Source organism: Schinkia azotoformans LMG 9581 (assembly GCF_000307855.1).
Lineage (GTDB): Bacteria > Bacillota > Bacilli > Bacillales > Bacillaceae_J > Schinkia > Schinkia azotoformans.
The window spans coordinates 69,728-81,873 of record NZ_AJLR01000041.1; the positions used below are offsets into that span (position 1 = coordinate 69,728).

Sequence of the window (12,146 nt, forward strand, 5' to 3'; positions counted from 1 at the left end):
TTTGAAAACATGACATTTGTTTATATTAAAACGTGGAATGCTCTGATACCCTGATAGTGTCTATATCATTTTTTTGAAATGGGGTATTAATTTGGGAATTCCAAATTTACAAATTGCACATATCAAACCTAGTGTTCCGATTTTTCAAGGAGGAATGGGAATCGGGATTTCTCTTAGTGGATTAGCTTCAGCTGTAGCCAATGCAGGTGGGGTCGGTATTATTTCCGGCACAGGCATTACGTTAGAGGAAATGAAGTATCATATCCGAAAAGCCAGAGAGCTTACAAATGGGAAAGGCTATATTGGAGTTAACGTTTTGTTTGCTATGAATGATTTTGCGGAAAAAATGAAAGCAGCCATGGAAGAAAAAGTAGATTTTATTATTTCGGGTGCAGGCATATCAAGGGATATGTATGCATGGGGAAGAGAGTATAATATTCCGGTTATTTCCATTGTCTCATCGGCAAAGGTGGCAAGGCTTTCTGAAAAATTGGGAGCGGCAGCTGTTGTAGTAGAAGGCCATGAAGCAGGTGGACATCTTGGCACAGATCGACCGTTGTTTGAAATTTTACCAGAGGTTGTAGAAGCAGTTAACATTCCAGTGCTGGCGGCTGGCGGCATAATGACAGGTGCTGATGTAGCAAAAGCGCTGAAAATGGGCGCTGCTGGTGTACAAATGGGAACTCGGTTTGTTGCAAGTGTAGAGTGTGATGCCCCAATGTCATTTAAACAAAAGTACGTAGATGCTGTGGCTGAGGATTTAGAGTTAGTCAAAACAACAGTAGGATTGCAGGGTAGAGCGATTAAAAATAAGTTCCTTGATATGATTCGAGATGGAGGCAAGGTTAAGATCGACCATTGCTATGATTGTTTAAAGAATTGTTCTTACCAGTTCTGTACGTTGGATTCATTAAAACGTTCTATAAAAGGTGATGTTGAAACTGGCCTAGTGTTTGCTGGTGCTAGGGTTGGCGAAATAAATGAAATCTTATCTGTAAAGCAAATTATTGATAAAATAATGGAAGAATGCAAACAGGCTAATACAATCGATCAAAATAATTTTGCGTTGAGCTAAGATTTATGGAGGTTGTCTTTATTCTTAAGACAATCTTTTTTACTTTTTACATTTTGCTTTAAATAGAAATCAGTAGTAAATTAATAGATGCATACAAAAACTTAATAACGGCAGTAAAGGATGTGAAGGAATGGAGAAAAGATTCAGTTTTAGCATCATTAATTTTATCAAAGGAATGTTTTTAGTGCCTTTATTTTTCGTATTCTTTGTAATGAGTGCCTGCTCATCAGAAGAGGCACCCAGGGAAATTGAACTTAAACCATATACTTTAATGGATTTGGCGGAACAGGATTTTGCGGGCGTGGACAAAATCACAATTAAAAGTGGTGAAACAGGGGAAGAGAAGATGTTTGAAGACCCTGAGCAAGTTTCAAATTTTATTAAAAACATGGAAGATGCCTATTTTACACCCGATATCAATCAAGAAAAAAGAACTGGCTGGACATATTGGGTAAAATTATATGAAGGCAAAAAAATGGTTTATGAATTTTATCCAAGTTATGTAGATGATATTTATTTCAAACCCGATGAAAAAGTAATAGCAAATATTGAGGAACTATTTAATTCAAAAAAATAACGAGGTAATTTTTTACTATGAGTATAGTAAAATATATAATTATAGTAAAATGTATTACATCTTTAAATATTAGTTTAAATCCCAAGGAACCTTAGCTATAATGAAAATAGTTCAGTTTTTTGAGGATGTGTCTTTAAGTGTCTATACAAGTTGATTCAAAATGGAACGATATTATTAATTACATTGGATTAAAAGATGAGCATTTAGAGCTTCTACATGACCAAAAAGCTTTTTTTGAAAAATATGCTAACGAGGTTGTTATAGATTTTTATTCAAGAGTTTTAAAAAATGATTCTCTTTCCAATATTGTTCTTGAATTTTCAACGTTTGACCGTTTAACAAAATCGCAAATCATCTATTTTAATCATTTGTTTTCAAGAAATATTGATTATTTATATATAATGTTTGTTCAAAAAATAGGAAGTACCCATTTTCGAATTGGTCTCAACCCTGAGTGGTTTTTAGCAGGGGTGAACGTCTATTTGGATGGAGTTTATAAATTATGCAGTCAATTAGACAATGGTCTTGATATTTATCATGCTTTCGCGAAGCGGATCTTATTTGATACGGAAGTATGCCTGGACCAATATGATCAACTTCGGATACAAAACAAAATAATTTAGCTACTAAAGGGGCGGCCGGTTAGGTTGCCTCTTTTTTGACATTTACTTGACATACTAAAATGTTATGATTGACGTAGCTTAATAGTAAATGAGGGAGTCTAATGAAAACGATTTTAGTTGTTGAAGATGAACTTGCTATTTCCATTGTTTTAAAAGCCTATCTTGAGAAAAATGGTTATAAAGTTCTACAGGCTTTTAGTGGAAAGGAAGCAATAGAAATATTTGAAGATGAAAAACCGTTGCTAGTTTTATTAGATGTTATGCTTCCAGACCTGAATGGCTGGAGTGTATTACAATATATTCGGGGTAGAAGCTCTTGTCCTGTCATCATGCTGACTGCACTTGGGGATATTGATAATAAGTTGAATGGCTTTAATCAAGGGGCGGATGATTACCTATCAAAACCATTTATAGGCGAAGAAGTCGTTGCCAGAGTGACTGCTGTATTGCGCCGTTCTACCCAGATAATCGAAAATGATCAGATTGTTTATTACGGCAGTTTAAAGATAGACTTTCAAGCCCACGCTGTCTTTTTAAATGGGATTGAGTTAACCTTCCCGCCTCGTGATTTATCGCTATTTCTATTTTTGGCAAAGCACCCGAATCAAACTTTTACAAGAGAGCAGTTAATAGAATATGTCTGGGGGATTGATTTTGAAGGCAGCGACCGGGCTGTAGATTTGGCGATAAAAAGGATAAGAAAGATGGTATCTAATTGGCCGGAAACAGAAGGTGAAATAAAAACTTTAAGAGGATTGGGGTATCAATTCAGTGTTAAAGAAAAATGATGAACGGCCTTCTCTTATTCGCTATTGGACTACACGCTATTTTCTAACATTATGCATCGGTTTGATTATTATAGGTGTTCTTACTATGCTTTGGATCAGGCATACTGCGACAGAGAAACGCTTGGATATATTAGAGATGACAGCAGAGGAAATTGCCGGACGGATTACAGAATGGGACGGGCTTGTTCTGCCTAATCTATATTTACAAAGGGTCATTGATGATCGCTTCCGCTTTTTGAAATTAGAGGGAAGACCGCTCATTTATGTTGCTGATGAAAATGGGAACATTGTCTATGGGATGAAAGATAAACTTTTTTCCATGTTTAATTTTAATGAAATCATCTCCCATTCCAATAACAAAAATGTACAAAAGATTTCAATACCCAGAGGCGAAGACTATTATCTGGTGAAAAAAGAAATTATAAAAAGCAACGAACATATTGGCTGGGTTTTGATCCTGTTACAAGAAAACGAGATTAAGCGCAGCCCGGAAGAATTAAAGCTGCTGTTTATCATGCTTAGCAGTTTGGCGATATTGGGCTGGGCCGTTATTTACTTTTTATTAAAAAAGCTGTTAAAACCAATAAGCAATGTCGCCCATTCCGCCGGGCAAATTGTCGATGGAAATTATAATATCAAACTTGACCAGAAGGTAAAAGAGAAGGAAATGTATGAACTATTACATTCCTTTAAAGAAATGGCGACCCGTTTACAGCAGCTCGAATCCTTACGAACAGAGCTATTAGCAGGAGTAACTCATGAATTAAAAACACCAGTTACAGCGATAAGTGGGTTAATTCAGGCTGTAAAGGATGATGTTGTAACGGGCGATGATGCAAAAGAGTTTTTGAATATTAGTCAAAAAGAGGTTGCAAGACTTCAAAAGATGGTTGAAGATTTGCTTGATTTTAATACATTTGCAGCAGGTAAGGTTAGAATTTCAAGTGAGACCATTAATCTGGGAAATTGCTTACAGGAAATTTTACATCAGTGGAAGCTTGTTCAGGAGGAAACGATTGAACTAAAAACGATATTTCCAACTGGGGTTATTATGATTTCCACAGACCCGCTCAGATTACAGCAAATCATCATGAACCTTTTAAATAATGCGAAGCAAGCATGTTCGGAGAATTGTTCGATTGAAGTCAGCGTTTATGAAATGGATCAGTTTATAGGTATTGACGTAAAAGACAATGGAACGGGCATACCAGAAGAAGAGCAGCCATTCATTTTCGAAAGATTTTTTCGAGGAAATAATAAAAAGCATAAAGTCCGCGGCTTAGGGTTAGGGTTGGCATTTAGTAAAATGATGGCTAAAGCGCTTGGTGGGGATTTGCTATTGAAAGAAAGTACGCAAGAAGGGACGATATTTACAATCCAATTACCTAAAAAAGCACCTTCGCTGTAGCTGGCGAAGGTGCTTTATATGGTGTTCTGCTATTATTGCTTTTCGTCATATCGAGGAATAAATTCAAATATTTCATGTGATTCGAAGCTATCCACAAGCTTACTAAGCCAGCGGTAATAGGCCAAACAGGAATAAAGCTTTTCGATTAATTGCTGGGCTTCTTCTCGAATATCGGCATCAATATCCTCCCGTTTTACCAAGATTTTAAGCTCCTTCATTGATTTTTCAATTGACGAGACATTCATAGAGATGGCTGGCCGCCACTTTATTGTAAATAGATCGATAAACGTCTGATACCAGTCTTCTTCTGCTTGATAAAGGTCCTTCCGCACACCTTTTTTCCAGACTTTATCCACCATTTTTAAATCCATTAAATTTCTGACTGATGTGCTCATGCTTGTTTTGCTCATCCCAAGCTCATCCTTCATTTCATCTAATGTCATTGGACTATTACTGAAAAATAAAAGTCCAAATAATCTCCCGACTGAATCCGTTATTCCGTATAAATTCATATTATGGGCAATTGTGTCGATAACACGTTCTTTTGCTAGATCTAATTGCTCTTTTGGATCAACTTCCATTACTGCTATTCCCACCAATCTTCCGATTACTACTACATATATTATGAATATAGACTACCATTAAAAATTTGAAAGTAAAGAGGGGAACAGGATAGCATTTGGGAGTAATATGGAGGTATTTTGAGAATATTGTATATTTTGTACGTACAGTTTTTTCTGTATAAACTTAACGGCCGAATATAACGGTATATGGACTTTGATGGAATAACTGGGAAAGTCTACAATTAAAAAGTCAGGGTCGGTAAAGTTATTCGATTCAGAGTAAGTGAGGTGGAAGTATGGAACAGGAGCAAACAGTAAAGCTTCAAGTTCAAAATGTAACTAAGATATTCGGAAAAAGTCCGAAAAAAGCACTTCAATTAATAGAAGAAGGTTATTCAAAGGCAGAAATACTGAAGCAAACAGGCTGTACGGTTGGTGTAAACCAGGCAAACTTTGAGGTGTATGCCGGGGAAATTTTCGTTATTATGGGCCTTTCCGGAAGTGGAAAGTCAACGCTGGTAAGAATGCTCAATCGCTTAATAGAGCCAACAATTGGTAAAATTGATCTTGATGGTTTGGACGTTGTTAAAATGAATAAGGCCGAATTACGGAAAATTCGTCGTGAAAAAATCAGTATGGTATTTCAAAAGTTTGCCCTTTTACCACATCGAACCGTTTTAGAAAATACAGAGTACGGTTTAGAGGTTCAAGGAGTGGCTAAAGAATCACGGAAACAGATAGCTTTGGAAGCTCTAAAGCTGGTTGATTTGGTAGGTTACGAGAATCAATACCCGAGCCAGTTAAGCGGTGGGATGCAGCAGCGGGTTGGACTAGCTAGAGCATTGGCAAATGATCCCGATATTCTGCTGATGGACGAAGCTTTTAGCGCATTAGACCCATTAATTAGAAAAGATATGCAGGATGAATTGTTGGAACTGCAAAGTAGGATGGAAAAAACAATTATCTTTATTACGCATGACTTGGATGAAGCGCTTAAAATTGGTGATCGGATCGCCTTAATGAAGGATGGCGCCATTGTCCAAATCGGGACTGCTGAGGAAATTTTAATGAATCCTTCGAATGAATATGTTGAAAGATTCGTAGAAGATGTTGATTTGAGCAAAGTGTTAACGGCAGGGCATGTCATGAAACGTGCAGAATTCGTGCAAGTTGATAAAGGTCCACTAGTCGCATTGCAAATGATGAGAGACCTTGGAATTTCAAGTATTTACGTTGTCGATAAAAAACAAAACTTGCTTGGTGCCGTAACAGCAGAAGAAGCAAGTAAAGCTGTAAACCAAGGCAAACCTCTAACTGCGATTTTAGAAAAAGAAATTAAAACGGTTACAAAAGAGATGTTATTAGTGGATCTTTTTGAACTAGTTTCAGAGGCTGTCATACCAGTTGCGGTAGTAGATGAAGAACATCGTCTGAGAGGCATTGTTATTCGTGGGGCTGTTCTAGGGGCCTTGTCGGGTAATGAACGTTATATCAACGATGTATCAACTATAGCACAAGAAGAAGTGGCTCCAACTACAGTAGAAGAAGGGAGGAAGGTAAATGGCTAGTAAAACAGAAGGATTATTGCCAAAACTACCTCTTGCCGATTGGATTGATTCCCTTGTTGATTGGCTGACCGCTACGTTTGATGCTGCCTTTGAGGGGATTTCAGGAGGCTTAAAAGCATTTGTTGAAGGTATGGTAGATGGTCTTGGGATAATTCCACCGATTGTTCTTATTATTTTAATGACTCTATTAACCTGGAAAATTTGTAATCGGAATATAGCTTTATTTACATTAGTAGGTTTATTTTTAATTGATAATTTAGGTTATTGGGATGCAATGCTAGATACAATTGCTTTAGTGCTTACATCGGTGATTTTATCAATTTTGATTGGAATACCGGTCGGCATTTGGGCATCACAAAGCAAAGTCGTCAAGAATATCGTAATTCCATTCCTAGACTTTATGCAAACAATGCCTGCCTTTGTATATTTAATTCCAGCTATTTTCTTCTTTAATATTGGAGTTGTACCAGGAGTTGTCGCATCGGTCATTTTTGCGACACCGCCAACAATCCGGTTGACGATATTAGGGATCAGTCAAGTGCCTGCTGACATTATCGAAGCAACTGAGGCATTTGGTTCTACAACAAAACAAAGATTAATCAAGGTGCAGCTTCCATTAGCGATGCCGACCATTATGGCGGGGATTAACCAAAGTATCATGCTTGCATTGTCCATGGTTGTTATTGCATCAATGGTTGGAGCACCTGGTCTTGGCACCGATGTATATCGTGCTGTTACACAAATCAAGACAGGAGTCGGTTTTGAAGCTGGTTTGGCAATCGTTATTATTGCGATTATTCTAGACCGGATTTCTCAAAATATAGGAAAAAATAAACAAGGGGGAACAGTATAATGAAAAGATGGTTAAGCTTTTTACTAGTTTTAGTGCTGGCTATTGGACTAGCAGCCTGCGGCTCACAAGGAGCAGGCAATGAGGGGGAAGAATCAACAACTGCAGCTGTTGGTGAAAGTGTAGATTACGAGATTATCGGGATTGACCCTGGTGCAGGCATTATGAAAGCAACTGCAAAAGCAATTGAAGATTATGGTTTGGAGGATTGGACACTTATCGAAGGTTCAGGTGCTGCCATGACAGCTGCTTTAAAAAAGGCTTATGATAAAGAGGAACCAATCATCATCACAGGCTGGACACCACATTGGAAATTTGTAAAGTTTGATTTGAAATATTTAGAAGATCCTAAAGGTGTATATGGAGATGAAGAAAATATCCATACGATTACACGTAATGGCCTAGTAGAAGATCATCCAAATGCCGTTAAAGTATTAGATCAATTCCATTGGACTGCGGATGATATGAGTACCGTGATGGTTATGATTGAAGAAGGCACGAAGGAAGAGGAAGCCGCTGCAAAATGGGTTGAAGAGAATGCTGAAAAAGTAGCTGAATGGACTGCCGGTGCCGAAAAGGTTGATGGCGACAAAATTACGCTTGCCTACGTTGCTTGGGCTAGTGAAATCGCAAGTACAAATGTTCTTGCAAAAGTGTTAACTGATCTTGGCTATGATGTAACGATGACACAATTAGAGGCAGGTCCATTATGGGCAGGTATTGCTGACGGTAGTGCTGATGCATCTGTTGCTGCATGGCTGCCGGTCACACATGCTGACTATGCTGCCGAATTTGAGGGCAAGTTTGAAGATCTAGGTTCTAACATGGAAGGAACAAGAATTGGACTAGTTGTTCCAAGCTATATGGATATTAACTCTATCGAAGATTTAAAATAAACATTTGTTTAAAAAGGAAGAGGCTGGCACTCCTAAATGGAGGCGCCAGCCTCTTCTTTCTTATTTAATCTGTATAGAATTCGCCGTTTTTGATAAAGCATCATACCGACCTCGGCAACATCCTCGATTGTAGATTTATTAATAAATGCCCCAAACACCATGCCCACGACTGGAACCATTTGAAAAAGCTTTTTCCAACCGAAGTTATCACGATAGGTAATCATTACTTCACGCCAGCCTTGGAGTTGAGAAATAGCTTGATTTTTAGAATTGGTTTCAGAGTCATTGTCATAGGAAGATAGCTCATCAAGTATTGCCTTTTTTCCTACAATATCGGAAGAAGCAAATTGCATACACTTAACAATAAAAATCCGTTCTTTCCGCTCATTTGGATCGAAGCCGTAACATATCGCAATTTCCTGTAATGTTTTTAATGAAAGCCCAAGCAAAATGGGGATGTCAATCGAAAGTGTTAGGAAACCGCCAACACCGGTTGTAGCACCCTGGGCCATTGCTATACTCTTCGTCGTTTTAATGTAGGAGGCCGCAACCTCATTCATCGTTTCGACAGGCTGCTCAGCAATTTCAGCGATTGTAATCGAATCAAGGTTTAATTTTTTAGTATATGTTTTGCAAATATTCTTTTCGCTTACAAGATAGCGCCCACCCGATTGAACATAGTAGCCAAGTTCATCGAGAATTTGTCCAACCTTTTCATGAATAAATTTAGGGGTTAAACGGTCAAGGATTTGAAACGGCAGCCGACCAAGCTTTTCCCAAAAGAATAAGCCTTTTTGATCCTTTTCCCACTTTTCAATATATTGCAGTTGCTGTATAAGGGATTCTTTTGTTTCGAATGATTCCATTGTAAAGTCTCCTAATTTTTTTCTTTATATTATTTACGGATATTATGTGTTGGAAGTTTCAAGTTAAGAAAATAATTACTATGATAAAGGAAATCGGTTACAGTTGCCAGTTTGCTCAAAAAAGATGATAATGTAAAGGTAAATCAAATCATATAAGGGAGGGCGTTTCCATGGATATTGCTGCTTTATCAACCGCAATGAGCCAGGTTAACTTAGGTCAACAGGTGGGTATCGCGCTTACGAAAAAAGTAATGGACACTGCTGAAGTCAATGCCAACGCATTAACTGAAATGCTAAAAACTTCAAGTGCCCCGGCACCACACCCAACACTTGGGAAATTTATTGACATTAGTGGTTGAGGAGTGTTGGTGAGAAATATGATTGGTTGCTTATGTATACACGGGTTTACTGGAAGCCCGTTTGAAGTTGAGCCTCTTGGTAATTTTCTTAAAGAAAATACAAGCTGGATTGTAGAAACGCCCACGTTACCTGGTCATGGGGGAGAATTAGCTCGCTTAAGAGGAGTCGCCTACCAAGATTGGGTTCAAGAAGCTGAACAATCTTTACAAGGAATGCTTGCCAAATGCAGCACTGTCTATTTAGTAGGCTTCTCCATGGGTGGGGTTATTTCAGGCTACTTAGCAACAAAATACCCGGTAAAAAAGCTTGTGCTATTAAGTGCTGCTGCTTATTATATAAACCCAAAACAGCTGCTGCAGGATATTAAGGAAATGGCTGCGGAGGGTATGCGGGGAACTCTTGGTAATAATGATTTATTTCAAAGATATCGAAAAAAAATTAAAGAAACCCCGCTGACAGCGACCTTTCAGTTTCAAAGGCTGGTAAAAGAATTAAGGCCGACCCTATCGCAAATAGAAGTGCCTACCTTAATAGTGCAGGGTGAATTAGACGGCATCGTACCTGTAAAAAGTGCGAGTTTCTTATATAATACAATCCCTTCGAATGAGCGGGAGATAGTCTATTTACCGAAGTCCAAGCATCTTGTTTGCCATGACGAAGATAGAGATCAACTATTTACGACAGTGGAAAAATTTTTAATAAAATAAAAGGCTGTACGAATTGTCAGGCACGATGAGATGCCAAACTATTTCGTCAGCCTTTTATTTTTTAAGTCAGAATACTTAAGATTTAAACGAAATAACAATACCGCCTTCACCGGCATATGTTCCAATTAAGGGTCCAATTTCAGATAAAATTGTTTCCTTGAAATTATATTTTTCCTTAATTTCTTTCAGTAGACCCAAGGCTTTTTCTTCACTATTGCTGTGAGTCATTGTTAAAACCTTTTTCTCAAAATCCTTTCCGCATTCACCGATCTGTTCGATGAACCGGCGCAGCACTTTCTTGTCGCCACGAACTTTTTCACGAACCTCAATAAGGCCATCTTTGCTTACTTCAAGCATAATTTTTATATTAAGGGCATTGGCAATAGCAGCTTTTGTTTTGCTAAGGCGTCCGCCTTTAACGACATTTTCCAGTGTCTCTAATAAAATTAACGTATTCACTGAATCAATAGAGGACTGTGCATTAGCAATAACTTCATCGAAGCCAGCACCGCAGTTTATGAACTTCACAGCTTCTTCAATTAGCAGGATTTGTCCACAGGAACCAGTTTTAGTATTGAGAACAGCAATTTTTCGGTTTGGCTGTTCTTCAAGAAGCATATCCATACCTACGACTGCGCTCTCATAAGTACCGCTTAAAGCCTTAGAAAGTGAAAAAACAATAATGGCCTTGTCTTCTGGTACTTCCTTATATGCCTCCAAAAAGTCATATGGAGCGGGACAGGAGGTTTTCGGAAGCTCTGCTGATTCCTTCATCATTCTGTAAAAGGTTTCATTATCTATATCAATTCCGGTTTTAAAGCTTTGGTCTCCAAAACTTACATTTAAAGGAACTACTTTGATGTCATACTGATTTATAAACGATAATGGCAAATCTGCTGCACCATCTGTGATGATTTTTATCGTCATGATTCACACCTACTAACCTTTGAGATATACCCTCTATTCTAACATCAGGATGGACTCTGCGATATTTATTTTTTGTTTTTCCATAAAAATAGAAATAAACCTGCCATTAAAATAAGACCACCTATCCATTGTGAGACGGTTAATACTTCATCTAATATGAAATAGGCTAAAATGGAAGCACCAACCGGTTCAAATAGAATACTCATGGAAATAATAGAAGTGCTTAACCATTTAATCGCCCAATTAAATAATGTATGGCCTAAAAGAGTTGGTACGATAGCCAATAATAGAAAAACGACCCAATCTTGTTTAGAATAAGAAAACAAAGAATAACCAAGAATTAAATCATAAATAAGTAAAGTAATCGAGCTAATCAAGTAGACGACAAAAGTGTATGTAAATAATGAAAGTCGTTTACGTACTGTTTGGCCGAATAGGAAATAGGCTGTCACCATAACAGCTGCTATGATTGCAAGAAAATCACCCCATAATGCCATACCGCTAACCTTAAAGTCGCCCCAACTGATAATAAAGCTTCCCATTATAGCTAGTATTCCGCTTAAAAAAGCCCCTAAACTAATTTTTTCTTTATAAAAGAAATAGGTACCGATAAAGGCGAAAATAGGCTGGAGGGTGACAAGGACAACTGAACTTGCAACAGATGTATAATTTAAAGATTCAAACCAAAAAATAAAATGAAACGCTAGGAATACTCCTGCGATTATAGAATAGATCCAGTCCTTTTTTTCAATAAGACGGATTTCCCTCCAATACTTGGGCGTAAAAAAGGGCACCATCAAGAGGACTGTAAATAGTAACCGGTATGTTGCAATAATCGCAGCTGGTGCTGAAGAAAGTTTAACAAAAATGGCTGATGTGGATACAGCAACAGCCCCGATAAATAAGGCCAAATAGGGATTTATTTTTGGGTTCAAGAT

General features: G+C 37.8%; 14 protein-coding genes. 10 read left to right on the forward strand and 4 right to left on the reverse strand.

Annotation, left to right across the window (positions count from 1 at the left end; all coding sequences use genetic code 11):
- Positions 1-73 precede the first annotated feature (73 nt).
- The 5 genes from BAZO_RS05530 to BAZO_RS05550 all read left to right on the forward strand — a co-directional run bounded on the left by BAZO_RS05530 (position 74) and on the right by BAZO_RS05550 (position 4,471).
- On the forward strand, positions 74-1,075 hold the full coding sequence (locus tag BAZO_RS05530) for an NAD(P)H-dependent flavin oxidoreductase (protein ID WP_039957029.1): 1,002 nt from the start codon (positions 74-76) through the stop codon (positions 1,073-1,075).
- 130 nt (positions 1,076-1,205) lie between these two features.
- On the forward strand, positions 1,206-1,652 hold the full coding sequence (locus BAZO_RS05535; RefSeq protein ID WP_003330345.1) for a hypothetical protein: 447 nt from the start codon (positions 1,206-1,208) through the stop codon (positions 1,650-1,652).
- A 137-nt stretch (positions 1,653-1,789) separates the two neighbouring features.
- Positions 1,790-2,275: a protoglobin domain-containing protein gene (locus BAZO_RS05540; protein ID WP_003330346.1), complete on the forward strand. Its 486-nt coding sequence runs from the start codon at positions 1,790-1,792 to the stop codon at positions 2,273-2,275.
- Positions 2,276-2,376: 101 nt separating this feature from the next.
- The gene (locus tag BAZO_RS05545) at positions 2,377-3,063 is read left to right on the forward strand and encodes a response regulator transcription factor (protein WP_003330347.1); all 687 of its coding nucleotides are present in this window, start codon (positions 2,377-2,379) and stop codon (positions 3,061-3,063) included.
- Entirely contained in the window at positions 3,047-4,471 is a 1,425-nt protein-coding gene (locus tag BAZO_RS05550) for a sensor histidine kinase (protein WP_003330348.1), read from the forward strand. The genes BAZO_RS05545 and BAZO_RS05550 overlap by 17 nt, the downstream gene beginning before the upstream one ends.
- Positions 4,472-4,503: 32 nt before the next feature.
- On the opposite strand, the gene BAZO_RS05555 is transcribed toward BAZO_RS05550, so the two are convergent.
- Positions 4,504-5,052 (reverse strand): GbsR/MarR family transcriptional regulator, encoded by a 549-nt coding sequence (locus tag BAZO_RS05555; RefSeq protein ID WP_003330349.1) that lies wholly within the window; start codon positions 5,050-5,052, stop codon positions 4,504-4,506.
- A gap of 278 nt (positions 5,053-5,330) precedes the next feature.
- Between BAZO_RS05555 and BAZO_RS05560 the strand changes: the two genes are divergently transcribed.
- The 3 genes from BAZO_RS05560 to BAZO_RS05570 are packed head-to-tail and all read left to right on the forward strand — an operon-like array spanning position 5,331 to position 8,348.
- The gene (locus tag BAZO_RS05560; protein WP_003330350.1) at positions 5,331-6,602 is read left to right on the forward strand and encodes a quaternary amine ABC transporter ATP-binding protein; all 1,272 of its coding nucleotides are present in this window, start codon (positions 5,331-5,333) and stop codon (positions 6,600-6,602) included.
- Positions 6,595-7,455, forward strand: a complete 861-nt coding sequence (locus BAZO_RS05565) for an ABC transporter permease (RefSeq protein ID WP_003330351.1) — start codon at positions 6,595-6,597, stop codon at positions 7,453-7,455. Before BAZO_RS05560 ends, BAZO_RS05565 begins: the two co-directional genes overlap by 8 nt.
- The gene (locus tag BAZO_RS05570) at positions 7,455-8,348 is read left to right on the forward strand and encodes a glycine betaine ABC transporter substrate-binding protein (protein ID WP_003330352.1); all 894 of its coding nucleotides are present in this window, start codon (positions 7,455-7,457) and stop codon (positions 8,346-8,348) included. The genes BAZO_RS05565 and BAZO_RS05570 overlap by 1 nt, the downstream gene beginning before the upstream one ends.
- 32 nt (positions 8,349-8,380) lie before the next feature.
- Here BAZO_RS05570 and BAZO_RS05575 read toward each other — a convergent pair whose 3' ends face one another.
- Positions 8,381-9,214, reverse strand: a complete 834-nt coding sequence (locus BAZO_RS05575; protein ID WP_003330353.1) for an EcsC family protein — start codon at positions 9,212-9,214, stop codon at positions 8,381-8,383.
- A 170-nt stretch (positions 9,215-9,384) separates the two neighbouring features.
- On the opposite strand from BAZO_RS05575, the gene BAZO_RS05580 reads away from it, so the two are divergent.
- Positions 9,385-9,573, forward strand: a complete 189-nt coding sequence (locus BAZO_RS05580; RefSeq protein WP_003330354.1) for a YjfB family protein — start codon at positions 9,385-9,387, stop codon at positions 9,571-9,573.
- 18 nt (positions 9,574-9,591) lie between these two features.
- Entirely contained in the window at positions 9,592-10,281 is a 690-nt protein-coding gene (locus BAZO_RS05585) for an alpha/beta hydrolase (protein ID WP_003330355.1), read from the forward strand.
- Positions 10,282-10,356: 75 nt separating this feature from the next.
- On the opposite strand, the gene BAZO_RS05590 is transcribed toward BAZO_RS05585, so the two are convergent.
- Both BAZO_RS05590 and BAZO_RS05595 read right to left on the reverse strand, forming a co-directional pair.
- The gene (locus BAZO_RS05590; protein WP_003330356.1) at positions 10,357-11,208 is read right to left on the reverse strand and encodes a DegV family protein; all 852 of its coding nucleotides are present in this window, start codon (positions 11,206-11,208) and stop codon (positions 10,357-10,359) included.
- Between the two features lie 65 nt (positions 11,209-11,273).
- Positions 11,274-12,146, reverse strand: coding sequence for a DMT family transporter (locus tag BAZO_RS05595; protein WP_039957030.1), 873 nt, complete (start codon positions 12,144-12,146; stop codon positions 11,274-11,276).